This window comes from Streptomyces sp. NPDC058620 (assembly GCF_042717135.1).
Lineage (GTDB): Bacteria > Actinomycetota > Actinomycetes > Streptomycetales > Streptomycetaceae > Streptomyces.
In genome coordinates, this window is the sequence record NZ_JBHXQO010000001.1 from 459,639 (window position 1) to 483,401 (window position 23,763).

18 protein-coding genes and 1 pseudogene are annotated in these 23,763 nt (G+C 70.1%); 16 read left to right on the forward strand and 3 right to left on the reverse strand.

Going from position 1 to position 23,763, the window contains the following annotated elements; genetic code table 11:
* Positions 1-78 precede the first annotated feature (78 nt).
* A complete protein-coding gene (locus ACFWSK_RS01975; RefSeq protein ID WP_383780600.1) occupies positions 79-1,110 on the forward strand; it encodes an Lrp/AsnC family transcriptional regulator in 1,032 nt (343 codons plus the stop codon).
* 184 nt (positions 1,111-1,294) lie between these two features.
* Positions 1,295-2,740, forward strand: coding sequence for an amidase (locus ACFWSK_RS01980; protein WP_383780602.1), 1,446 nt, complete (start codon positions 1,295-1,297; stop codon positions 2,738-2,740).
* A 55-nt stretch (positions 2,741-2,795) separates the two neighbouring features.
* On the opposite strand, the gene ACFWSK_RS01985 is transcribed toward ACFWSK_RS01980, so the two are convergent.
* Positions 2,796-3,914 carry a hypothetical protein gene (locus tag ACFWSK_RS01985; protein ID WP_383780605.1) on the reverse strand — a complete coding sequence of 373 codons (1,119 nt, stop codon included), beginning with the start codon at positions 3,912-3,914 and terminating at the stop codon, positions 2,796-2,798.
* A gap of 209 nt (positions 3,915-4,123) precedes the next feature.
* Between ACFWSK_RS01985 and ACFWSK_RS01990 the strand changes: the two genes are divergently transcribed.
* Positions 4,124-4,576 carry a hypothetical protein gene (locus ACFWSK_RS01990; RefSeq protein WP_383780607.1) on the forward strand — a complete coding sequence of 151 codons (453 nt, stop codon included), beginning with the start codon at positions 4,124-4,126 and terminating at the stop codon, positions 4,574-4,576.
* 19 nt (positions 4,577-4,595) lie between these two features.
* Here ACFWSK_RS01990 and ACFWSK_RS01995 read toward each other — a convergent pair whose 3' ends face one another.
* Entirely contained in the window at positions 4,596-5,543 is a 948-nt protein-coding gene (locus ACFWSK_RS01995; RefSeq protein WP_383780609.1) for a GlxA family transcriptional regulator, read from the reverse strand.
* A gap of 99 nt (positions 5,544-5,642) precedes the next feature.
* Between ACFWSK_RS01995 and ACFWSK_RS02000 the strand changes: the two genes are divergently transcribed.
* A complete protein-coding gene (locus ACFWSK_RS02000; protein WP_383780612.1) occupies positions 5,643-6,674 on the forward strand; it encodes a saccharopine dehydrogenase NADP-binding domain-containing protein in 1,032 nt (343 codons plus the stop codon).
* Between the two features lie 230 nt (positions 6,675-6,904).
* Here ACFWSK_RS02000 and ACFWSK_RS02005 read toward each other — a convergent pair whose 3' ends face one another.
* Positions 6,905-7,639: a hypothetical protein gene (locus tag ACFWSK_RS02005; protein WP_383780615.1), complete on the reverse strand. Its 735-nt coding sequence runs from the start codon at positions 7,637-7,639 to the stop codon at positions 6,905-6,907.
* Between the two features lie 526 nt (positions 7,640-8,165).
* On the opposite strand from ACFWSK_RS02005, the gene ACFWSK_RS02010 reads away from it, so the two are divergent.
* The 12 genes and pseudogenes from ACFWSK_RS02010 to ACFWSK_RS02065 all read left to right on the forward strand — a co-directional run bounded on the left by ACFWSK_RS02010 (position 8,166) and on the right by ACFWSK_RS02065 (position 23,758).
* The gene (locus ACFWSK_RS02010) at positions 8,166-8,873 is read left to right on the forward strand and encodes a carbon-nitrogen hydrolase family protein (RefSeq protein ID WP_383780618.1); all 708 of its coding nucleotides are present in this window, start codon (positions 8,166-8,168) and stop codon (positions 8,871-8,873) included.
* Between the two features lie 240 nt (positions 8,874-9,113).
* Positions 9,114-10,076: a glycosyltransferase family 2 protein gene (locus tag ACFWSK_RS02015; RefSeq protein WP_383780621.1), complete on the forward strand. Its 963-nt coding sequence runs from the start codon at positions 9,114-9,116 to the stop codon at positions 10,074-10,076.
* On the forward strand, positions 10,073-11,446 hold the full coding sequence (locus ACFWSK_RS02020; protein WP_383780624.1) for an NAD(P)/FAD-dependent oxidoreductase: 1,374 nt from the start codon (positions 10,073-10,075) through the stop codon (positions 11,444-11,446). The genes ACFWSK_RS02015 and ACFWSK_RS02020 overlap by 4 nt, the downstream gene beginning before the upstream one ends.
* Positions 11,439-12,857, forward strand: coding sequence for an aspartate aminotransferase family protein (locus tag ACFWSK_RS02025; protein WP_383780627.1), 1,419 nt, complete (start codon positions 11,439-11,441; stop codon positions 12,855-12,857). The genes ACFWSK_RS02020 and ACFWSK_RS02025 overlap by 8 nt, the downstream gene beginning before the upstream one ends.
* Positions 12,854-13,225, forward strand: a complete 372-nt coding sequence (locus tag ACFWSK_RS02030; protein ID WP_383780630.1) for a hypothetical protein — start codon at positions 12,854-12,856, stop codon at positions 13,223-13,225. Before ACFWSK_RS02025 ends, ACFWSK_RS02030 begins: the two co-directional genes overlap by 4 nt.
* A complete protein-coding gene (locus ACFWSK_RS02035) occupies positions 13,222-14,706 on the forward strand; it encodes a GMC family oxidoreductase N-terminal domain-containing protein (RefSeq protein ID WP_383780633.1) in 1,485 nt (494 codons plus the stop codon). Before ACFWSK_RS02030 ends, ACFWSK_RS02035 begins: the two co-directional genes overlap by 4 nt.
* A complete protein-coding gene (locus tag ACFWSK_RS02040; protein ID WP_383780636.1) occupies positions 14,703-15,938 on the forward strand; it encodes an MFS transporter in 1,236 nt (411 codons plus the stop codon). The genes ACFWSK_RS02035 and ACFWSK_RS02040 overlap by 4 nt, the downstream gene beginning before the upstream one ends.
* Positions 15,935-17,692, forward strand: coding sequence for a glycoside hydrolase family 35 protein (locus ACFWSK_RS02045; RefSeq protein ID WP_383780639.1), 1,758 nt, complete (start codon positions 15,935-15,937; stop codon positions 17,690-17,692). Before ACFWSK_RS02040 ends, ACFWSK_RS02045 begins: the two co-directional genes overlap by 4 nt.
* On the forward strand, positions 17,692-20,079 hold the full coding sequence (locus ACFWSK_RS02050) for a beta-galactosidase (protein WP_383780642.1): 2,388 nt from the start codon (positions 17,692-17,694) through the stop codon (positions 20,077-20,079). Before ACFWSK_RS02045 ends, ACFWSK_RS02050 begins: the two co-directional genes overlap by 1 nt.
* Before the next feature lie 88 nt (positions 20,080-20,167).
* Positions 20,168-21,241: a LacI family DNA-binding transcriptional regulator gene (locus ACFWSK_RS02055; protein ID WP_383780646.1), complete on the forward strand. Its 1,074-nt coding sequence runs from the start codon at positions 20,168-20,170 to the stop codon at positions 21,239-21,241.
* Positions 21,242-21,616: 375 nt separating this feature from the next.
* Positions 21,617-22,477 (forward strand): annotated as a pseudogene (locus ACFWSK_RS02060) (chitosanase); the annotation flags it as partial.
* A gap of 54 nt (positions 22,478-22,531) precedes the next feature.
* Positions 22,532-23,758: a discoidin domain-containing protein gene (locus ACFWSK_RS02065; protein WP_383780804.1), complete on the forward strand. Its 1,227-nt coding sequence runs from the start codon at positions 22,532-22,534 to the stop codon at positions 23,756-23,758.
* Positions 23,759-23,763: the final 5 nt, after the last annotated feature.

The following is a 23,763-nucleotide window of genomic DNA, read 5'->3' on the forward strand; positions in this document are numbered from 1 at the left end:
TGTGAGATGGGCTAAAGGATCAGCCCCCTTCCATCGGCACCCGGGAATTGCAAGAATCCGACTCCGGAGGTGGATCGGATGCAGGAATACGCAACGACCGCGACAATGGACGAACTCGACCTGGAGCTCATCACCGCTCTCCAGGCCGCCCCCCGGGCCCCGTGGGCCCAGCTCGCCGGACCCCTCGGCGTGGACGCGGCGACCCTCTCGCGGCGCTGGGCCAGACTCCGGGACTCCGGCGCGGCCTGGGTCACCTGCTACAGCGGCGCCTCCCAGGTGGCGTACGGCGCCCTGGCCCTGATCGAGGTCACCTGCCTGCCCCAGGCGCGGGAAGCCCTCGCCGCCCGGTGCGCCCTGCACCCCCAGGCGCTCAGCGTGGAACTCGTCGCCGGCTCAGGTGACCTGCTCCTCACCGTAGCCACGACCAGCAGGGACATGATGACCGAGTACGTCCTCGCCCTCGGCCGTATCCCCGAGGTGACCGGCACCCGCACCCACCTCGTGCAGCACCTCCACCGCGAGGGCAGCCAGTGGCGGTTCGACTCGCTCTCCCGCGACCAGCGGCGCGGCCTCCCCGACCACAGTCCCGGACCGGGCCCCGACCCCGGTCCGGTCACGCGGGAGGAGCGACGCCTGATGCTCGCCCTCGCCCCGGACGGCCGCCGCTCCCTCGTCTCGCTCGCCACCGAGCTCGACCGCCCGGAGTCGACGGTGCGCCGCCTCCTGGCCGGGGTGCTCGGCAGCGGCAAGGCGGTGCTGCGCTGCGAGGCGGCCCAGCCGTACACCGGCTGGCACACCAGCGTCACGCTGTGGATCAGCGTGCCTCCCACTGAACTCGGCCGTGTGGCGTCGGAGTTGGCCGCACTCCGGGACACCCGCCTGTCGGCCTCCACGGCCACCGAGGCCAATCTCCTGGCTGTGGTGTGGGCCCACGGGACGAATGACATCGCCCGCTACGAGGCCCGAATCGCCGCGAACTTCCGGGACCTGCGCATTCTCAACAGGGCGGTCACCCTGCGCTGGATCAAACGCATGGGTCGCGTCATAGGGCCCGACGGCAGCAGCCAGGGATGTGTGCCGATGGACGTCTGGGCCGACGTGCGGGCGTAGGCCGTGCTTGAGCGGGGATGCCGGAGCTGCGCATTCCGGCAGTCTGCCGCCCCCGCTGGCGGATTCATGCAATCGCGGGGGAGCGGGCGGCGGGCCCCGGACCCTGACGGGGCACCACAACGGCGGCGGCCCGCCGCACCACGTGGAGCACACGGCATCGGACACCACCCGGAAGGGAACTCCCATGACTTCGTACGGCTCCGGCAGCGACCTCGTCTATCTCAGTGCGACCGAGGCGCGACGGCTCTTCGAGGCCCGCGAGCTGTCCCCGGTGGAGCTGATGCGTGCGGTCATCGACCGCGCGGAGAAGGTCGAGCCCGTCGTCAACGCCTTCACGGAGCGGCTCTTCGACGAGGCACTGCAAGGAGCCCGGCAGGCCGAGGACCGTTTCCTCGGCAAGGGCGGACTCGCGCCGCGTCCCCTGGAGGGCATCCCGGTCGCCACCAAGGAGAAGCACGCCATCGCCGGACGCACGCTCACCGAGGGTTCGCTGGTCAACGTCGGCACCGTGGCGACCGAGAACGCCCCCGTGATCGACCGCGTCCTGGATGCCGGCGGCATCATCCACGCCCGCACCGCCACCCCCGAGTTCTCCATCGCGACCTTCACGCACAGCCGCCTCTGGGGCGTGACCCGCAACCCCTGGAACCCCCGGTTCACCCCCGGTGGCTCCTCCGGCGGGGCGGGCGCCGCACTCGCGGCGGGCACCGCGCTGCTCGCCTCCGCCTCCGACATCGGCGGATCGACCCGCATTCCCGCCGCCTTCACCGGCACCGTCGGCTTCAAGGCCCCCTACGGACGTGTTCCGGGGGTCGCGCCGTTGTCCGCCGACCACTACCGCGGTGACGGGCCGATGGCCCGGACCGTGGACGACTGCCTCGCCTTCGCCAACGTACTGACGGGCCCGGACCCGCGCGACCATGTGTCGCTGCGCCCCAAGCTCGTCCTGCCGACCGCGTACGACCCGGTCGCGGGGATGCGTATCGCCCTGTGCGTGCGCCTCGGCGCGTACGACGTCCACCCGGAGGTCGAGGCCAACACCCGCGACCTCGCCCAGGCACTGAGGGACGCCGGCGCGGTGGTCGAGGAGATCGAGCTTCCCTGGACCAGGGAGGACATCCTGAAGTGCCTCGCGGCCCACTTCTCCACCATCTTCGGCGCCCTCGTCTCCGAGATCGCGGCGGAACACCGCGAGCAGATGTCGGCGTACGCGGTGGCCTTCGCCGACACCATGGCTGTGGCCCGTGAGCGGATCAGCTACCTGGACGGCCTGCGGGCCGAGACCGCACTGCAGCGCGAGCTCGGCGAGGCCATGGCACCCTTCGACGCCCTGATCTGCCCCACGTCGGCCGTCCCCGGCCTGCCCGCGGGGGACGACCTGCTGGGACGACTGGTGGTGAACGGCGAGGACCACGGCGAGCCGCTGTGGGCGCCGATGACCATTCCCTTCAACATCAACAATCGCTGCCCCGTCCTCAACGTTCCCAGCGGCCATTGCAGTTGGGGCCTGCCGACGGGAGTCCAGATCGTCGGTCACACCTACGACGACGCGACCGTCTTCCGCATCGGCAAGGCGCTGGAACAGCTCCGCCCGTGGGCCTACACCCCGGACCACCAGCCTGCTCTGTGAACCTCGGAGGGGATGGGGCCGGCCACCCGCACATCACGCCGTCACGCCCGAGTCGTCACGCCCGAGACGTCTCCTTCCGGACCGGGCAGGCGGACGCCGCGGTCCCGGCGGGGGCAGGGGGCATCGGGTCCCTTCCCGCGAGTTGTCTCAGGATCTCGCCGGAGACCAAGTCCTCCTTGCCCTTGAACGCGTCCGCGACCACCGGATCGGTGGGGAAGACCATCTCGGCCGCGACCTTGTCCTGCACGATCCGGGCGAGATTGTCCAGGGCGACGAACACGGGGTCCCGGGGAACTTCGACGGTCGGCAGGTCGATCAGATGGGTGGCGACCTTCGCGGGATTCATGCATTGCTTGATGATGACCGACGCCTGATTCAGCTCGGAAGTCGTCCAGATCGACATCACGACCGCATACAGGTCCTGCCAGGCCACATGTCCGATCCGGTCCCGCCACCGCCGCATGAGACCTTCCACCCCGAGAATCTGCGCTTCGGCCGCGTACGTCATATTCGTGCGAATGCTGGGGTACACCCGGCCGGAGAATTCCTGGAACGACACCATGTCGAATCTTCCGCGCCCGACGGAATCACTGATGAACGTGAGCGCTTCGTCGAGAATCCGTCGGCAGGAAGTCTCCAGCTCCTGCGGCAGGTTCGCTTCCCCCAGCCCTTGGCGGGCAGTCGTGAGCGTAACGGCGTAGTCCTGAAGCGGGCTGATCCAGCCGTCCGCCCGAGGCCCCTCGAACGCGACCACGGACAGGTCGTGCGGATCGACACGGTCGGCGTTGGGGAGGTGCGGGGCCGTGTCGCTCATGTACGCGGCGATGGTCGAGAAGATCCCCTGGGGCACATGGCTGATCGACTTGGCCAGCTCGAACACCTCGGGCACAGGGCTGACGGTTTCCAGGCGTCCGTCGTGAACGAGGGTGAACCTGCCGCCCCTGGCGTCGTTCTGGACGACGACGACGGGGCTCAGCCGACCGATCAGTTCGGACTTGAGTGCGGCGTAGGCGCCGCGCATCCCGGCGTTGGCGGCGCGGATCGCGTCGCGCGCCGCCAACTCGGTGTCCGGCGCGGCTGCGCGCGCCTGCGCGGTGGCAGCGGGGGAGTTGCCGAGGAGCGTCGCCGCACCCGCCGCGGAAACGCCGCCGAGAAACCCTCTGCGTGTGGCCAATTCCTGTCCTTCTGCCTGCGCGTGAAAGCTGTGCGTTCCGTCCCGGCACGGCTCTGCGGGCCATTTTCTCCAGTGGAAGGCGGCCTGGGCGGGTCGCCACGCACGGTGCTGAGGAAATAGATGGCCAAGGGGGGTCTTACGCCGGTTGCGGGGGCGAGGCATGATACGTGCGCCGATGGATGACCGTCGGCTTGGACGGGGAGTGGGAAATGATCATCTCGTTCGGTCTGCCGGTGGTGCTCGTCTGGCTCTTGTTAGCCGTCATACCTGTTCGGAACGCGTCCGCGCGGCGACTGTGGATCGGGATATACGCCGGTGCGTCCCTGCTCATCCTCCTGGGCGCGTTCATCTACTGCGCGGACGGGCGGCGCGCCTTGTCGGCCGACAACGTTCAGGAGCAGTACCTGCCGCTCATCATGGCGGCGGCAGGCGTGGGGCCGGGATTGCTGCTCGTCCTGATCCGGCTCGTGGTGTCGAGACCGGAACCGGCTCCGCCTGTCGTCCAGTACCTCCCACCGCAGCACTACGCCCCGTACCCACCGCCGTATGGCCAACACCCCTACCCGCCTGCGCAGCAGCAGCCCGCCCCCCAGGGCCCCTCATCGGTCCACCCTGTGCCACCCGCGGCGCCCCCGCCGCCGGCCACGCCTCCCACCGTGTGACCGCGAAGACCCGCACCGGTCAGGCGGGCCCCGTGCTGCGGAACGAGCGTCGGTAGCTGTCGGGCGGGACCCCGACGATCCGTTTGAACTGGCGCCGGAGTGTCGTGGCGGTGCCCATCCCCGTGGCCACGGCAACCGCCTCGATGCTCTTGTCCGTGGCCTCCAGCAGCTCCTGCGCGCGGCGTACGCGCTGGATCAGGAGCCACTGAATCGGCGACTGCCCGATCACCGACCGGAACTGCCGACCGAGATTGCGCGGGCTCGTGTTCGCCTTCCGCGCCATGTCGGTCACCGTCAGCGGCTGGTCCAGCCGTTGCTGGACCCAGGCGAGCAGCTGGGTGAGCGTGTGTTCGCCGGACACCTGGACCGGCGTGGCCACGAACTGGGCCTGGCCGCCGGGCCGATGGGGCGGCATGACGAGGCGGCGGGCGACGGAGTTGGCGATGGCGGCGCCGTGGTCGAGGTGGATCAGGTGGAGACAGAGGTCCACGGCGGCGGCCTTGCCCGCAGCCGTGAGCACGCTGCCGTTGTCCGTGTACAGCACGTCCGGGTCGACGAGGGCCCGTGGATGGCGTGCACTCAACTCCGCGGCGTGGGCCCAGTGGGTGGTTGCCCGCCGCCCGTCCAGCAGGCCGGCGGCGCCGAGCACGAACGCTCCCGTGCAGAGAGAGGCCACCCGAGCGCCCGCGGCGTGAGCCGCACGCACGGCATCGATCAGCTCCACCGGGGGCGGATCATCGACGTCGGCGCAGGCGGGCACGATCACGGTGTCGGCACCGACCGCGTGCTCGAGCCCGTGGTCGGGTTCGACCATGAACGGGCCGACCCGCACAGGTCCCGGCCCGCAGAGCAGTACGTCGTACCAGCCCTGCGCGGCTTCGCGCGGCGGGTTGCCGAAGATCTCGTAGGCCACCGCCAGCTCGAAGTGCAGCAGGTGACCGGCGGTCAGCAGCGCGACAGTTGCCATGTCCGAAAGTGTACGTGTGATGTCCTTCCGGACCATCACGCCCTGATGCCAACTGAGTTGAGACTGGACTCATCGGAACAACGCGAACTGGGAGCAACAATGAGTACGACGGCCGCAGTGGTGGTGTACGGGGCGACAGGTCACACGGGTCGCTTCGTCGTCGCCGAACTCCACAGGCGTGGCATCGCCACCGTCATCTCCGGCCGCAACGCGGCCCAGTTGGAGGCGCTGGCGGCCGAGTGGCCGGACGTGGTCGTACGCCCGGCGGCCGTGGACGACGCGAGCTCACTGGACCGGGCCCTCGACGGCGCGGCGGCCGTCATCAACTGCGCCGGACCCTTCGCGGTGACCGGGGGCCCGGTCGTCGAGGCGGCTCTGCGCGCGGGTATCCCGTACGTCGACGTCGCGGCAGAGATCGAGGCGAATGCCGCGATGTTCGCCGACTACGCGGAAGCGGCACGGAAGGCCGAAGTCCCCGTGGTGCCGGCGATGGCCTTCTTCGGTGGGCTGGGCGACCTGCTGGTGACCGCGGCGATGGGGGAGTGGACGGCGGCGGAGGTGGCCCACGTCGCGTACGGGCTGACGAGCTGGCGTCCCACGGCGGGCACCCGGGCGGCCGGTCAGGTGTCCCACGAGCGCCGCGGGGGCCGTCGGGTGCGGTTCGTGGACGGCGCGCTGCGGTACCACGACGACAAGGCATCGGAGCAGGACTGGCTGTTCCCTGAGCCGCTGGGCCGTCGCACGGTGATCTCCGAGTTCACCATGGCCGATGTCGTCACCATTCCGAGCCACTTGGATGTGTCCGAAGTCCGCAACCACATGGCCGTCGAGGCGGCGAGGGACCTGGCCGAGCAGGACACACCGGCGCCGGAGGCGGTCGACGCCCTCGGACGGTCGGACCAGATGTTCGTCGTCGACGTCCTGGTCCGTGCCGGGGGTGTCGAGCGACGCGCCACGGCTCACGGGCAGGACATCTACGCGGTCACCGCACCCCTGGCGGTGGAGGCCGTCCAGCGCATCCTGGCCGGGCACACGCGGACGGCGGGCGTCGCGTCGGCCGGCGCGATGTTCGACGCGGCGGACTTCCTCCGGTCCCTGGCGCCGTACGTGTCGGTGGAGCTCCCGCACTGAGCCGGGCGGCCGCCTCCCCGGCACCGGGATCGTCGCCGGGGAGCTGGCGGCAGGCGGCCGTACTGGGCCCGAGGTGCGACCGGGCACGAGGTGGAACGGGCCATCGCCCGACGTGGCCGCGAAGGACGCCGCACGTCAAACACCAGGTGCTTCCCGGCACATTGACGTATGTGCGCCGTCCTCCGCGCTGCCCGCCTCAGCGACGAAGGCGGTGGTGTGGCCTTCGGCCGTCAGGCTTCCACGGGCACCCGAGCGTCAACCGCCTTGTCGGCCGCCTCGGATCCGGCGGTCGGCTTGGGCGCGGTGTACATGGCCGATCCCTTCTGGATCTCCTTGCTGATGATGCCCCTCTTGACCAGGGTCTCCAGGCTGTTGCGCACCACCTGGGCGGACGTCTTGCGGTCCGGGTGCACCTTCTCCAGATCTGCGTGCACCTCGCGCACCAGGCGCGGCTCCCCGGCGGGCAGGAACGCACGGAGGAGCTGGTGCAGCGGGGTGTCGGTGCTCTTCGGGGCTGCGGCCTCCGTGGCCTCCTTCGCGACGGCGTCCCCGCCGGATGCCTTCTTGACCGTCTTGCGCGAGGTGCTCTTCGCGGTGGCGGCCGGCTTCTTGGCAGCTGCCTTCGGCTGCGTGGCCTTGGACGCCGCGGCCTTCGTGCGGGTGCCCTTGGCCGAACGCGGCTGCGGGACGGCCTTGGCGTCCTGAGCCGTGTCGGTGACGGGCGCGGTGCCGGTGGCTTCGGCGGGGAGGGCCTCGGCGGAGGGTGCTGTGGTCGGCAGCGTGCCCTGCATGCCGGACAGCCAGCCCTCGTCCTTCTTCAGCTGCTCCAGTCGCGTCTGCAACTGCGTGAGCTGCGCGGTGATTTCGCCCTGCTCCGAGCGATTGGCCACGAGGTCTGCGGCGAAACGCTCTGCATACGTGCTTTGCACGCTCTTCAGGTCGGTGTCTTCCAGCCTGTCGGCCACGGTAGTTCACACTCCTTGTATATGGGGATTGCTGCCGGATGCTACCCATGTTGAACGCCCCGTGCTTACCGTCACGCACATCCAGCACCCGTACGGGCGCCATAGTGACCCGGCCCGGCTCCTCAACTCACGGTTGTGCGACTCCGTTTGCGAGGTCATACGGGTTTGCTCGACAGACCCTGTGAAAACCTCGGTGCACAACCGTCATGCGGGCCACAGTTGTTACTCTTCGTATCGATGCTGATACGGTGCGGCACTGTGGGTGCGCGATCAACAGCCGACTTCGCGCCCCCCCGGCGAAGCCATACAGCCCTGCGCGCAGTCACCCTTGCGACCTTGAACACCCCCTCGCCCCGATCAGGCTCACCCCGACTAGAACACGCGTCACGCGGGCCGGCCACCGGTCGGCACGAGGGGACGGACGGGCCGTTCGGCCTCCTCGTCGGCCTGGGTGCCCGTGCCGTGTGGCATTTCGACGACGTGGGCTGAGACCCCGACGGATCTTCGGCCTGGCATCCTGGGGCGTATGAAGATCGCGACCGCCCAGTTCACCTGCGTACCGGGTGACATCCGTGCCAACGTCAGGCAGATGACCGACCTCGCCGGAGAGGCCCGGGCGCAGGACGCCCAGCTGGTCGTGTTCCCCGAGCTGGCGCTGACCGGTTACGAGCTCGAAGCCCTGGTCGCCGATCCCGGTCTCCTGGTGGGCGCGGACGATCCGCGCCTCGACGCGATCAGGGCGAGTGGGATCGCCGCCGTCGTCAACTGCGCCGCGGCGACGGACGGTGAGCTGCCCGCCATCGAAACGCTGGTCTACGGGGCCGGCGGCGAGCTGATCGCCACCTACCGCAAACAACACCTCTACGAGCACGAGCGGAGCGTGTTCGTGGCGGGGCGGCAGGACGGGCGATTCGAGCTCGGCGGCCTGCGTTTCGCTCTGGCCACGTGCTACGACAACCACTTCTCCGAGCTGATCTCCCGTGGCACCGCCGACGGCTGCCAGGTGCACCTGGCCAGCTCGCTGTACGGGACCGGCGGTGGAGTCCAGGAGCGTGCGGCGGTCTATCCCGGCATCGCCAGGGACGCGAACGTGTACGTCGTGCTGGCCAACCACGTGGGGCAGGCAGGCCCCTGGACCGGCTGTGGCGGCTCCGCGCTGTGGGCGCCGGGCGGCTCCCTGCTCGTGGAGGCGGATGCCCGAACGGCCATGGTGGTCACCGCCGAGATCGGCTAGGGCCGGGCGCCGTCCCTGTGTGAAAGCCCCTGCAACCAGGGGTGATCGCGGCATTTTCCCGAGGCGTGACCGTTCTCTCCGGAAACGTGCGCAAAGCCCCAACCCCCGCTCCCGGCCCGGCACTCGGCCTCCTTGACGCCATCAAAGTTACCGGTAACATCGATCTCGCTTCGAGTGACCCTTCGTGTCCGACCGGTGCCACATCGTTGCTCCGGCGACCAAGTGCAAGGAGTTCATGCTGTGCCGCAGAAGAGGCAGACGCCCGGCACCAAGAAACCGAAGATCAGCGTCGTCGTCCCCTGTTACAACGAGATCGACGTCGTCCGGCACACTCACGCCCGCCTGACCGGAACGCTGCGCAGGCTGTCCGGCTTCGAGTACGAGCAGATCTACGTGGACGACGGCAGCGTGGACGGTACGTGGGAGGCCATCGAGTCGCTGTCCCGCCGTGACCCGAGCGTCCGGGCCATCCGGTTCAGCCGGAACTTCGGCCACCAGGCAGCGTGTATGGCCGGCCTTCGAGAGGCGGCCGGTGACGCGGTCGTCGTGATCGACGCGGACCTGCAGGACCCTCCGGAGCTCATACCGGAGATGGCTCAACTCTGGCTCGACGGCTGGTCGGTGGTGTCCGCGCGACGGCGCAGGCGCGACGGGGAGACGCTGTTCAAGAAGGCCAGCGCCTATGCGTTCTACCGCGTGCTCAACGCCATGTCGGATCACTCGCTCGCGCTCGACACGGGCGACTTCCGGCTGCTGGACCGCGAGTTGGTCGCGCACCTGAACGACACCAGCGACAAGAACCTCTATCTCCGCGGTGCGATCAGCTGGTTCGGATTCCCGGAGGCCAGCGTCGAGTACGACCGGAACCCCCGGCTGGCCGGGGAATCGAAATACACCCTGCGCAAGATGTTCGCCCTCTCGCGGCGCGGACTGCTGGCCGGTTCGGTGACACCGCTGCGGATGTCCACCTGTGTGGGCGCTGCCGCGCTGCTGGGCGGCCTGGGAGCCGCCGCGCTCAGGCGTGACCCGAAGCTCCTGATACGCCCGGGGACCTTCGGCGCCCAGACCCTCGCCATCGGCATCGTCGGCGAATACCTGCACGCGGTGTTCCGCCAGGTCCAGGGACATCCCGACTACATCGTCAAGGAACAGCTCGGCACGCCGTCACGCACTCTCGTCGCAAAGGAGCGCATAGCCTCGTGAACCCCGATAACGAAGTACAGCTCGACCCCGTGGACGTCGTCGTCGTGGGCGCCGGCTTCACCGGCCTCGCCGCCGCTCTCGAACTCGCCGGTCAGGGGCGCAGTGTCCGCGTCATCGAGCGGGACCCCGCGGTCGGGGGACTCGCCGCGAGTTTCGACGTGGGCAGTCAGCGGCTGGAGCGCTTCTACCACCACTGGTTCTCCTCGGACAACGAGATGATCGCGCTGTGCGAGACCCTCGGCATCTCGCATCTGCTGGAGGCCCATGAGACCCGCACCGGGCTCTTCTACGCCAACTCCGTCTACCGCCTGTCGGCGCCCCTGGACGTCCTGCGTTTCGCGCCCCTGGCGCTGAAGGACCGCATCCGGCTGGGGATCCTCGCCCTGCGCGCCCGGAAGGTGAAGCACTGGCGGGAGCTGGAACCGCTCACCGCCGAGGAATGGCTGGTGTCCCTTGGCGGACGGCGCGTGTACGAGGTGGTCTGGCGCCCCCTGCTCGAAGGGAAGTTCGGCAAGTACGCCGACCAGGTCGGCGCCACATGGATGTGGACCAAGCTCCACCTGCGGGGCGGCAGCCGCACCCGCTCGGGGCGCGAGACGCTCTACTACATCAAGGGAGGCTGCCAGGCCCTGCTGACAGCCCTCCAGGAGCACCTCGAGTCGATGGGGGTGGACATCCGCACCAGCACACCGGCCGAGAGCGTGCGGATCGACGGATCAGGGGTGACGGGCGTGGAGGCGAACGGTGAGTTCCATCCCGCCCGGCAGGTCCTGATCACCACCGCGCCCCAGCTGGCAGCCCAGTTGCTGGACCACAAGAGCGTCGACCATCCGGCGGTACCCGAGCTGCTCCGCCGCTGGCGGGGAGTGGAGTACCTCGGCAACGTGTGTCTCGTGCTGGAGAACAACCGCAAGCTCTCCGACACCTACTGGCTGAACGTCAACGACCCCGACTTCCCGTACGTCGGCGTCATCGAACACACCAACCTGGACAGCCCCGAGCGTTACGAGGGCAGGCACGTCGTCTACCTCTCCAAGTACCTGCCGACGGACGCCCCGCTGTACCAGATGTCCGACGACGAGGTCTTCGAGTACAGCCTGCCCCACATCAAGCGCATGTTCCCCGACTTCGACCGCAGCTGGGTGGAGCGCTACCACGTCTGGCACGCGGAGCACGCGCAGCCGGTGATCACCCCGCACTACACCCGCGTGATGCCGCCGGTCGAATCCGGGATCAGGGGGCTCTACCTGTCCGGGATGGCCCAGGTGTTCCCCGAGGACCGGGGGACCAACTACGCGGTACGCGGCGGGCGCCGGGCCGGCCGCCTCATCGCCGACCGGCACGTGTCCACCGGGAGCGACCATGTCTGAGCTGCTCACCCTGGACGACGCGGAGAACCTGACCACCGAGCAGGTCCATGACCTGTACCAGAAGTTCGTCAGCCGCAGTCAGGTCTCCCTCATCGGTTCCTTCGGCTTCGGCCGTGACCTGGTCGATCACGCCCAGGGGGCGTGGATACACCTGCGCGACGGCCGTCGCATCCTGGACTTCACCGGCGGCGTCGGCGTTCTCAACCACGGCCACAACCACCCGCGGCTCCTGACGGCGCGGCGCCGGTTCCAGGAAGCCCGCCGGATGGAGGTGCACAAGAACTACTTCTCCCCGTACGTGGCCGCGCTGAGCCACAACCTGGCAGCGCTGCTCCCCGGTGACCTCAACATCAGCTACTTCCCCAACTCGGGCGCGGAGGCGGTGGAGGGCGCGGTCAAACTCGCGTACAAGTACCACCGGGGCCGTCGCGGCACCGTGCTGCACACGGACATCGCCTTCCACGGGAAGCTCCTGGGCGCGGGCAGCCTGACCGCCTCCCCGGAGGTCCACTTCCCCTACCCGGGCATTCCCGGTACGGACACCTTCGGATACGACGACGTCGACTCGTTCCTCCTCGCCCTCGACCGGCACACCGACTCCGCGGGCGACAGCGACGTCTACGCCGTGGTGCTGGAGCCCTTCAGCGCCTCCAGCCTGCGCGAGTGCTCCGCCGCGTTCCTCCACGAGGTCCGGCGGGTCTGCACCGAACGCGACATCGTGCTGATCTTCGACGAGGTGTACACCGGCTGGGGCAAGACCGGCGCCCTGTTCCACTTCATGCACCACCCCGGGCTCGTCCCCGACATCGTCACGACGTCGAAGTCGTTCGGCGGCGGAAAATCCTCGATCTCCGGCTACATCACACGCGAGCCCCTCTTCCGGGCCGCCTACGACAACCTCGCGGACGCCACACTCCACAGCACGACCTACTACGGGTTCGGCGAGGAGACCGCCACCGCGCTGGAAGCCGTCGCGATCGCCGTGGAGGACGATTTCCCGGGCCGGGCCCGTGCGTTGGGCGAGCGGCTCGGAGACGGACTGGCCCGCATCGCCGCCCGGCACCCCCGCCTGGTGCGCGAGGTCAGAGGACGCGGGGCGCTGCACGGGGTCTTCCTCAACCCGGGCCCCGAGGTCCCCGCCCGGTTGCGGGCCGCTCTGCCGACCTCGTTGGCCAAGGACCCGCAGGCCCTGGCGAAGATCCTGACCGGGGCCGTGGTCGCCGCCCTGTACCGCGACCACGGTGTGCTGACCTTCTTCGGGTCCAACCGAGCCATCGCCCTGATCGCCTCTCCGCCCCTGGTGGCCCAGGACGACGAAGTGGACCTGTTCCTCAACGCCCTGGACGAGGTCTTCGACCAGGGCGCGATCCGGCTGATCTCCGCCCTGGTGCGCGAAAAGGTGACCGGATGACGACGACCGCCCGCGCCCTGGGCGCCTCCTCGCTGCCGGTCTGCTGGTCCTCCGAGTTCGAGGCCCTGCGCTCGTCGCAGGCCCGTGCCCTGGCGGTCGAGCACACCGTGGCGAGTGTGGACCGCATGCCGGCCGCGTACCGGTACGGCATAGCGGCCGCCCTCCGGCTGTTCCCGGTCGCCTTCCGCGTCGCGACGGGGCACCGGCCCGAGACCGCCACACCCCAGCAGATACGCCACGGCATGGCACGGTTGCGCGGCCTTCCGGGGTACAGCGAGGTGCTGCGCGCCACCACCGCCCTCGCCCTGTACGGGGCGCTGGACGGGGCCCGGCCCGAGGACCGGAACACGGCAGGGGGCTCCCGATGAGGCTCCTGGCACGGCGCGCGGGACCCGTGCGCGAGGTCGAGTGCGACGCGCTGGTCGTCGGCTCCGGGGCGGGCGGCGGTGTCGCCGCCCTGGAACTGGCCCGCGCGGGGCGGGACGTGACCGTACTGGAGGAAGGTCCCCGGGTCGCCACCAAGGACTTCGAGACCAGCACCCCGGCCGAGTCGATGCGGCGTCTGTACCGCAACGGCGGGGCCACCGCGGTCTTCGGCACACCCACCATCGCCTACGGCGAGGCACGGGCGGTGGGAGGCACCACCGTCGTCAACGGCGGTCTGCTGTGGGAGCCCTCCGGTGCGCTCCTGGACCGGTGGTCCTCGCTGAGCGGGTACGGCGGCTACCGAGCACCCGCGCTGGCAGCGCACTTCGCCGAGATCCAGCGGCGCCTGGGCATGATCGTCCAGGACCACGGGAACGGCAACGAGGACTCACGGTTGCTGGCACGCGCCGCCGAATCCCTCGGCTGGCGCTGGCAGCGCCCCCAGCGGGTGGTCCGCGGGTGCGAGCACCGCAACCAGTGTGCGACCGGCTGCCCCAGCGGGGCGAAGCAGAGCATGGCGCTCACCTACCTGCCCCGGGCCGAGGAGCTGGGCGCCCGCATCAGCGCGGGTGTGCGCGTGGACCGGATCGTGCACGAGCGAGGTCACGCGCGTGCCGTGGAGGCCACGGACGACGAAGGGCGCGCGATCCGCTACCGGCCGCGCACGCTGTTCGTGGCCGCGGGGCCGATCGGCACCCCCGTACTCCTGCGGCGCAGCGGCATCCACGCCCGGACGGCCGGGCGACGGCTGGCCCTCCACCTCAATCTGAGGACGATCGCCCGGTTCCCCCGGGTCGTCGACGCGGTGCGCGGCACCATGTTCACCGCCCAGGTCCAGGAGCACTCCGACCTCGGCATGCTCGTCATGCCGTCCAACCTGACACCGGGAGGACTGGGCGCGGCCCTGGCGGGGCGGGACCCACACGTGGTCAACCGGCTACTCGGCGAGCGGGCGCACCTGGGCATGTTCACCACCCAGGTACGGATGCAGGGGCCGGCGGGCATCGCCGCGGTCGTCGGCCGCACGCCCGTCCTGCGGCACGGCATGAGCCGGTCCGACCATCACGCCCTGACGCTGGCCTTCCGCCGTACCGCCCAGCTGCTCTTCGCGGCCGGGGCCACCGAGGTACTGCCGCCGACGAGCGCGGCCGCGCCGTTGCGCAGTGCTGCGGATGTGGAGGCGTACTGCGCCCGGGTGCGCCCGGGGGACTGGGAACTGGTCTCCGTGCACGGGATGGCCAGCTGTCCCATGGCCCTGCCCGAGCGCGGCGGGGTCTGCGACGAACAGGGCAGACCGCACGGCTTCGCCAACGTGCACCTCTGCGATGCCAGCGTGCTGCCCGGGGCCCCCGGGATCAGCCCGCAGGGAACGATCATGTCTTTCGCCCACGAGATCGTGGGCCGCCACCTGGAGTCCGTATGAGAGAGAAAACCGCACCGCACCCCGCTCCCGGGACCCCAGCGACGCAGAGCGTGCCCGCCTTCAACGGGGCCGCCGTGGTGGCATCGTGTATCGGCTTCGTGCTGATCGGGGCGCTCCAGGCACTGTACGGTCCGGCCATCCCGGCGTTCCGTACGGAGTTCGGGCTCTCGCCCTCCGGGGCCGGTCTGGGGCTCAGCGCACACTTCGTCGGCGGCGTCGCCGGCGTACTGATCTTCGACCGTCTGTACGGACGCATCGGGAACCGCCGCCTCCTGGGAGGCTCCTACCTGCTGATGGCCGTCGGTGCCGCGGGGTTCGCCGTGGCACCGAACTGGCCGGTGGGGCTGCTCGCGGCGCTCCTCGCAGGGCTCGGCTTCGGCGGAATCGACTACGGCCTCAACCAGCTCTTCGCCACCGGATTCGGCCACCGCTCCACGGCGATGCTCAACATCCTCAACGCCCACTTCGGGGTGGGTGCCATCCTGGGCCCCGCGCTGATCGGACTCGTCGGCTCCGAGCACTATCCGGCGGTCTTCCTCGGCTTCGCCGTCCTCACCCTGCCCCTGCTGCTCTGTCTGCGCGGTGTCCGTGACCAGGCAGTGCACCAGTCCGTCGAAGGCGACGCGGCCCCGGCCGCACCCCGGGTCCTCGGCCGCAGCCTCGCCACCGTACTGGCCGTCTTCGTCGTGCTGTACGTCCTGCACGTCGGCATCGAGGCGGGAGTCGGCGGCTGGGAGCCCACGCACCTCGTCACGGTCGGATACGGAGCGGGAGTCGCGGCGACCGCCACGTCCGTGTACTGGCTGATGATGACCGTGGGCCGCTTCCTGGTCGCGCCCATCGCGCTGCGCTTCTCTCCGCAGTCCATCATCACCGTCTCCTGCGCGGGCATGACGCTCTGCCTGTGCGCCGCCGCCGTACCCGCACTCGCTCCCTACGCGTACGCGGGCGTCGGCCTGTTCATCGCACCCATCTTCCCGACCGCGCTGCCGTGGCTGATGGAGGCCGCCCCCCAGGCACGCCGGGCAGGCGCCCTCGTCATCGCGGCCTCCATGGTCGGAGGAGTGGCCGCAGGACCGGCGCTCGGCAAGGTCATCGAGTGGGCGGGCATCCGGGCGGTCCCCCTGCTCCTGGCCGTCGTCTCGCTCATGTGCCTCGCGGCCACTCTCTGGCTGATCGGCGCCACCCGCATCTCACCGGATCTCACCGCAGAAGGACCCACCAAGAAATGAGTTCGCTCACCACCACCGCCGACGGCTTCCTGCTGCGCGGCGAACCCTTCCGGATCATCTCCGGTGCCATGCACTACTTCCGCATTCACCCGGGCCAATGGGCGGACCGGCTGCGCAAGGCCCGGCTGATGGGACTGAACACGGTCGAGACGTACGTCCCCTGGAACCTCCACCAGCCGACCCCCGGCACGCTCGACCTCGACGGACTGCTGGACCTCCCGCGCTACCTTCGGCTGGCCCGGGAGGAGGGCCTGAACGTCCTGCTGCGGCCCGGACCGTACATCTGCGCGGAATGGGACGGCGGCGGGCTGCCCGGCTGGCTCACATCGGACCGTGACATCAGGCTGCGCAGCAGCGACCCTCGCTTCACCGACGCGATCGACGGCTACTTCGACCTGCTCCTTCCCGCGCTCGCGCCCTTCATGGCGACGGCGGGCGGCCCCGTCATCGCTGTGCAGGTGGAGAACGAGTACGGGGCGTACGGCAAGGACGCCGCCTACCTGAAACACCTCGAACAGGGCCTTCGCGAACGAGGCGTCGAGGAACTCCTCTTCACCTGTGACCAGGCCGACCCAGCACATCTGGAGGCCGGAAGCATCCCGGGCGTGCTCGCCACCGGCACCTTCGGCGGAAGGATCGAACAGTCCCTGGAGCGGCTGCGCGCACACCAGGAGCGGGGGCCGCTGATGTGCACCGAGTTCTGGATCGGTTGGTTCGACCACTGGGGCGAGCCGCACCACGTGCGCGGCGCGGACGATGCCGCCGCCTCGCTGGAGACCCTGCTCGCCTCAGGAGCCTCCGTGAACATCTACATGTTCCACGGCGGCACCAACTTCGCTTTCACCAACGGCGCCAACCATGACCACGCGTACAACCCCGTCGTGACCTCGTACGACTACGACGCACCGTTGGCCGAGTCCGGGGACCCCGGCCCCAAGTACCACGCCTTCCGGGAGGTCATCGCACGCCACGCGCCCGTGCCCCATGAGCCGCTTCCCGCTCCGGCGCCGAAGCTGCCCCCCACCACGGTGACTCTGGACCGCCGTACACCCCTCCTGGAACGGGTCGGCGAACTCGGCGTCCCGGTGCACTCCCCTGAACCCCTGACGATGGAAGCGATGGGGCTGCGCGCCGGCTTCGTGCTCTACCGCACCACGCTGCCCGCCGCGGGCGACGGGGTCCTGCACTTCGCCCACGGTGTGGGCGACCGCGCCCAGGTCTTCGTGGACGGCGCCCCGGCCGGCGTCCTCGAACACGAGCACCACCAGGAGAGCCTGACCGTGCGTGTGCCGCGCGCGGGTGCCCGGCTCGACGTGCTCGTGGAGAACATGGGCGGGGTCAACTACGGGCCTCGCATCGGCGACGACAAGGGACTCCGGGGCCCGGTGTCCTTCGACGGCGTCGTACTGCGGGAGTGGGACGGCTACCCCCTGGCCCTGAACGACCTCGCCCCCCTCGCCCAGGCCCCGCATGACGCGGCGCAGGCCGGACCGGCCTTCCACCACGGCACCTTCCACGTCGGCACACCCGCCGACACCTTCCTCGCGCTGCCGGGATGGACGAAGGGGCAGGCGTGGATCAACGGCTTCAACCTCGGCCGCTACTGGAGCCGCGGTCCGCAGCGCACCCTCTACGTCCCCGCGTCCGTCCTGCGCGCCGGAACCAACGAGCTGGTGCTTCTCGAACTCGACGCCACGGTCACCTCACGAGCCCTGCTGACCGATACCCCTGACCTCGGAGTGGAGAAATCCTGATGCGAAACCACCTGCGGCTGCCGGCTCCTGGCGGCCCTCCGCTCACGGGTCACCTGCCGTTCAGTGACGCGCCCGGGGCCACCGACCCCATCGAGGTGACCAGCCGCTACCTCACCAGGGGCGGCCGCCCCTGGTTCCCCGTCTCCGGCGAGTTCCACTTCACTCGCTACCCCGCGGGGCAGTGGGAGGAGGAACTCCTGAAGATGAAGGCGGGCGGCATCACCGTCGTCGCCGCGTACGTGATCTGGATACACCACGAGGAGACCGAGGGCCGTATCCGCTTCGACGGCGACCGCGATCTGCGGCACTTCGCCGAGCTGTGCGCCCGCCACGGTCTCGACTTCATTCCACGGATCGGGCCCTGGTGCCACGCCGAGGTCCGCAACGGCGGCCTGCCCGACTGGGTGCTCGGCCTCGACTGCGCACCGCGCACCGACGACCCCGCCTATCTGGAGCCCGTACAACGGTGGTTCGCGGCCATCGGCGAGCAACTGCGGGGCCTCGACCGGGCCCACGGCGGCCCCGTCGTCGCTGTCCAGATCGAGAACGAGCTCTACGACCAGCCGGGCCATCTGCTCACCCTCAAACGGCTCGCCCAGCGCAGCGGCCTGAGCGCGCCGCTGTGGACGGCCACCGCCTGGGGCGGCGTCCAACTACCCACCGACGAGCTGCTGCCACTGTACGGCGGCTACCCCGAGACCTTCTGGACCGAGGCCCACGGCGGCTGGCCCGACACCTGCCGCAAACACTTCTTCTTCACCCATCAGCGCGACGACGAAGGCATCGGCGCCGACCTGCGGCCGACGACCGTGCGGGGCGGCGAGGGCGTGCCCACCGACCGGTTCCCCTGGGCCACCTGTGAACTCGGCGGAGGAATGGCCCACTCCTACCACCGTCGGCCGCGGGTCGACGCCGCCGACGTGGCCGCACTGGGACTCACCAAGATCGGCTGCGGATCGACCTGGCAGGGCTACTACATGTTCCACGGCGGTACGAACCCGGCGGGCGAGCTCAGCACCCTGCAGGAATCACACGCCACCGGCTACCCCAACGACCTGCCCGTCCTCACGTACGACTTCCAGGCCCCGCTCGGCGAGTACGGCCAGTACCGGCCCTCGTACCACGAGCTGCGCCTCCAGCACCTGCTGCTGGCCGACTTCGGGCACCGCATCGCACCCATGACCTCCGTCCTGCCCCAGGAACAGCCCAGCGGGCAGGGGGACCGCTCCACCCTGCGCTGGGCGGTGCGCTGCGACGCCGATGCGGGATTCCTCTTCGTCAACAACCATCAGCCGCACGAGCCGCTGCCCTCCCACCCGGACACCACCTTCGGTATCGACTGGCCCGACGGCACCGAGGTCTCGCTGCCCAGCACGCCCGTCACGATCCCGTCGGGCGCCTCCTTCTGCTGGCCCCTTCGCATGCGGGTGGCCGGGGCGCTGCTGGAGTGGGCGACCGCCCGGCCGGTGTGCGGGGTCGACAGCGACGGGCAGACCATCCTCGTGCTCGCCGCCATCGACGGCATCGACCCCGAACTCGCCCTGAGCGCCTCCACGGTGTCCTCGGTGAGCGCCCCGAGCGGTGACATCACCCATGTCGACGGGCGCATCCTGATCACCGGCCTGACAGCGGGAACCGACGCCCTCGTGGAGATCGAAACCCCTGACGGAGGACGCGTCGGCCTGCTCGTCCTGGACGCCACCACGGCTCCGAGTGTCTACCGGGGCCGTGCGTGGGACGCCGAACGCCTGGTGCTGTGTCAGGAAGGGGTCGTCTTCGACCACGACGAGGTGCGCGTCCACAGCACCGCCGCGGAACCGTCCTTCGCGGTCTTCCCGGCCCCGCGCCAGCCGCTGAGCGCGGGCGGCGCCCAGGTGCGCACCGCGCCCGACGGTGTCTTCACCCGCTACCGCCTGGCCGCCGATGAGTCGGCGGGGGAGACCTCCGGGCCCCTCGCCGTGCGGCTCACCCGCCCCGCAGGACCCGCCCCCGCGCCGACGGCCAATGCCATGGGCCGGTCCAGCGCTCCGGTGGACAAGGACTTCGAGACCTCGGCCGCCGAGTACCGCATCGACGTGCCGGACGTGCTCCTCGCCCGGCCCGACGGAGTGCTCCTGCGTATCGACTGGACGGGCGACGTGGCGCGCGCCTACACCGGCGAGACGCTCGTCGCCGATCAGTTCCAGGCCGGGCAGCCCTGGGAGATCGGCCTGGACCGGCTGGACGCGAGCGCGGTACGGGCCCATGGGATCACCCTGCGGCTCCTCCCCATGCACGCCGGGCAGCACGGGGTGCACCTTCCGTCCGGCACCGCGTCGCACCAGGAGGCCCACGTCAGCGGTGCCACGTGGACCGCACGGAGGGTCTGGCCGGTCCGCCGGAGCTGAGCCCGGGGGTGATCGCGTGGCCGTCCGGCATATCCTTGATCCGGCCGGACGGCCATGACCGAAAACCGGTGCTCCCGAGGAGACCACGATGTCCGCAGCCGCTACCGGCAAACCGGCTTCGACCGGGCGCAGCCGCCGCAGCTTCGCCGGAATCAAGCCGGTGATGGACGATGTCGCCCGGCTGGCCGGTGTCTCGAAGCAGACCGTCTCCCGGGTTCTCAACGAGAACCCTTCCGTGCGTCCCGAGACGCGTACGAGGGTTCTGGCCGCGATGAACGAACTGGGCTACAGGCCCAGTTCGAGCGCGCGCTCCCTGGCGAGCGGACGCACCCGGATCCTCGGCGTGATCTCGTTCGACGCGGCAAGGCACGGCCCCGCCTCCATCCTCACCGCGATCAACCTCGCGGCACGTGAGGCCGGATACCTGATCAGTTCCATCGCTCTGCCCCTGTCCGAGGCGGACACCGTGATGCAGGCCGTGGAACGGCTGGCCGCGGAGGGAGCGGACGGTGTCATCGCCATCGCTCCGCAGCAGCACACGGACAAGGCACTGGCCCACGTCGCGCCCGCCATACCCCTGGTCACGCTGGAGAGCCATCTCGGCTCGGACACCCCCGTCGTCACCTCGGACTCCGCCACCGGAGCCCGCCTGGCCGTCGAGCACCTCCTGTCCCTCGGTCACCCCACCGTCCGGCACATCGCCGGACCGAGCGGCTGGCTCGCCGCCGAACAGCGCGTACTCGGCTGGCGCCGGGCGCTGGAGGCAGCGGGCGCGTTCGTCCCCGAGCCCCTGATCGGCGACTGGAGCGCGAGCTCCGGCTACTCCCTCGGCCGGCAACTGGCCTCCCAGCCGGACGTCACCGCCGTGTTCGCCTCCAACGACCACATGGCACTGGGAGTTCTGCGAGCCCTGCACGAGGCGGGTCGCCGGGTGCCCGACGACGTCAGCGTCATCGGCTACGACGACATCCCCGAGGCCCCGTACCTCCTGCCTCCGTTGACCACCGTCCACAACGACTTCGCGGAGACGGGCCGACGCGCGCTCCACCTCCTGCTGCAACGGCTCAGCGGAGACGGGGAGAGCGGTGTCCGCTCGATCGTCCCGGTCGAACTGATCGTGCGCGCCAGTACGGGGCCGGCGCCCCGGCGAGCGGACGGCTGAGGCTCTCCGCACTCCCCGGCCACCGGCCACGGGACGGGCGGCTGAGCCGCTCCACCGGTCGATCAGCGTGTCCGCGTACGTGCGTGAGGTTCCCGCCGTACCGGTGTGCGCACTGAATCCGGACGTACTGCCCCGCGTCGGCGTCACGCGCTCGCTCATGGGTGCGGAGTCGGCCAACCACCGCTGCTCCGCTCCGGATTGCTGCTGTCGGGACCCTTGCGGCGCGTGGTCCGGCACGCTCCAATAGACGCGGCCAATGGAAAGGAAACTTTCCTAACAGAGCCACACCTTCCCCGGCTGAGCTGTGTCCGTACGCCCCTCCACGACGCCCCGCGCGTTCGGCGTCCGGCACGTCGCAAGAGATCGGAGAACCACATGCGTCTACGCGTGCCCCACCGTCTTTTCCGTCGCAGGCCCCGTTCGGAACGGCCACCCCGCCCCGCGCACCGCCGTCGGCGGACGGGCGCGCGGATCGGCCTGGCCACGGCGCTGGCCGCGATTCCCGCCGTGGTCGCACTCGGCACCGGACAGGCGGCCGTGGCGACCGGCCTGGATGATCCGGTGAAGAAGGAGATCGCCATGCAGATCGTCTCCACCGCCGAGAACTCCTCGCTCAAGTGGCGTGAGCAGTTCGACTACATCGAGGACATCGGTGACGGCCGCGGCTACACCGCCGGCATCATCGGCTTCTGCTCAGGCACGCACGACATGCTCGAACTCGTCGAGTACTACACGGATCAGGTGCCCGGCAACCCGCTGGCCAAGTACCTCCCCGCGCTCCGCGCGGTCGACGGGAGCGACTCCCACGAGGGCCTCGACCCCGGCTTCACGACCGCCTGGGAACAAGCCGCGGCCACCGAGGAGTTCCGGGCGGCTCAGGAACACGAGCGCGACCGGGTCTACTTCGGCCCTTCGGTCTCCCGGGCCAAGAGCGACGGACTGCGGGTGCTCGGCCAGTTCGCCTACTACGACGCCATCGTCATGCACGGTCAGTCGGGCTTCGAGAGCATCCGGGCCGAGGCCATGAACGACGCCGGCACGCCCGCCGAGGGCGGAGACGAGACCCGGTACCTCGACGCCTTCCTCGACGCCCGTGTGGTCGAGATGAAGAAGGAGGCGGCCCACGAGGACACCAGTCGTGTCGACACCGCCCAGCGGGTCTTCCTGCGGAACGGCAACCTCGACCTCAACACCCCGCTGGCCTGGGCCGTCTACGGCGAGGACTTCCGTATCGACACCGATCCGCAGCCCGGCCCGGGACCGACGAACCCGCCCGGCGCCGAGGCACTGATATCGCGGGGCAAGCCGGCCACCGCCTCGTCCTCGGAGACTTCGACGCTGACCCCCGGCAAGGCGGTCGACGGTGTCGCGACCACCCGCTGGGCCAGTGCCGAGGGAGTGGACCCCCAGTGGCTCCGCATCGACCTGGGCGAAGGGGCGGCCGTCTCCCGCGTCAACCTGACGTGGGAGGCCGCCTACGCGAAGCAGTACCGGCTGGAGATCTCGGCCAACGGGACCGACTGGACCCGCCTGGCCGCGGAGACCGCGGGCAACGGCGGCACCGACAGCTGGACGGGCCTGTCAGGGAAGGGCCGCTACCTGCGCGTGTACGGCACCGCTCGCGGCACCGCGTGGGGCTACTCGCTGTGGGAGATCGAGGTGTACGGCAGCGTCGGCACCACCACCCCCACCGACCCGCCCGCCAACGGCGCGTTCACCGTGGTCGGGGCCGGTGACATCGCCGACCAGTGCAACCAGAGCGACCCCGGATGCCAGCACTTCAAGACCGCCGCGCGTGCGATGGCGATCAACCCGGCGTTCTACATCACCATGGGCGACAACCAGTACGACGACGCCCACATCGAGGACTTCCGCAACTACTACGACAAGTCATGGGGCCGGTTCAAGGACAAGACCCACCCCGTGCCCGGCAACCACGAGGCGTACGACGACTGGGACAACCAGGACGAGGTCGCCTACCGGGAGTACTTCGGTGACCGCGCCACTCCCCAGGGCAAGATGTGGTACAGCTACGACTACGGCAACTGGCACTTCGTCGCCCTCAACTCCAACCGGTTCGACGAGCGCGAGCAGCTCGACTGGCTGAAGGCCGACCTCGCCAAGAACACCAAGAAGTGCGTCGCCGCGTACTTCCACCACCCGCTGTTCAGCTCTGGGAGCCACGGCAACGACCCCGTCGCCAAGCCGGTCTGGTCCATGCTGCGGGCAGCGGGCACCGAGCTGGTGCTGAGCGGCCACGACCACCACTACGAGCGGTTCGCCCCGCAGAATGCGGACGGCCAGGCGGACCCCAACGGCATCGTCGAGGTCCTCGGCGGCATGGGCGGCAAGGACCTGTACGGCCAGGGCGACACCGTGCAGAAGAACAGCCAGAAGCGGATCTGGGACAAGTTCGGTGTGATGCGGCTCGACTTCACCGACACGAGCTTCACCTCGAAGTTCGTCGGTACCGACGGAACGGTCCTGGACACCGGTCCGACGTACAGCTGTCACTGACCCCC

Excerpts from the sequence above, each read along its gene's own strand:
- ACFWSK_RS01980 (WP_383780602.1), top strand. The coding sequence starts at position 1,295 with ATGACTTCGTACGGCTCCGGCAGCGACCTCGTCTATCTCAGTGCGACC.
- ACFWSK_RS02000 (WP_383780612.1), top strand. The coding sequence starts at position 5,643 with ATGAGTACGACGGCCGCAGTGGTGGTGTACGGGGCGACAGGTCACACG.
- ACFWSK_RS01975 (WP_383780600.1), top strand. The coding sequence starts at position 79 with ATGCAGGAATACGCAACGACCGCGACAATGGACGAACTCGACCTGGAG.
- ACFWSK_RS02050 (WP_383780642.1), top strand. The coding sequence starts at position 17,692 with ATGCGAAACCACCTGCGGCTGCCGGCTCCTGGCGGCCCTCCGCTCACG.
- ACFWSK_RS02010 (WP_383780618.1), top strand. The coding sequence starts at position 8,166 with ATGAAGATCGCGACCGCCCAGTTCACCTGCGTACCGGGTGACATCCGT.
- ACFWSK_RS02040 (WP_383780636.1), top strand. The coding sequence starts at position 14,703 with ATGAGAGAGAAAACCGCACCGCACCCCGCTCCCGGGACCCCAGCGACG.
- ACFWSK_RS02035 (WP_383780633.1), top strand. The coding sequence starts at position 13,222 with ATGAGGCTCCTGGCACGGCGCGCGGGACCCGTGCGCGAGGTCGAGTGC.
- ACFWSK_RS01995 (WP_383780609.1), bottom strand. The coding sequence starts at position 5,543 with ATGGCAACTGTCGCGCTGCTGACCGCCGGTCACCTGCTGCACTTCGAG.
- ACFWSK_RS01990 (WP_383780607.1), top strand. The coding sequence starts at position 4,124 with ATGATCATCTCGTTCGGTCTGCCGGTGGTGCTCGTCTGGCTCTTGTTA.
- ACFWSK_RS02030 (WP_383780630.1), top strand. The coding sequence starts at position 12,854 with ATGACGACGACCGCCCGCGCCCTGGGCGCCTCCTCGCTGCCGGTCTGC.
- ACFWSK_RS02025 (WP_383780627.1), top strand. The coding sequence starts at position 11,439 with ATGTCTGAGCTGCTCACCCTGGACGACGCGGAGAACCTGACCACCGAG.
- ACFWSK_RS02045 (WP_383780639.1), top strand. The coding sequence starts at position 15,935 with ATGAGTTCGCTCACCACCACCGCCGACGGCTTCCTGCTGCGCGGCGAA.
- ACFWSK_RS02055 (WP_383780646.1), top strand. The coding sequence starts at position 20,168 with ATGTCCGCAGCCGCTACCGGCAAACCGGCTTCGACCGGGCGCAGCCGC.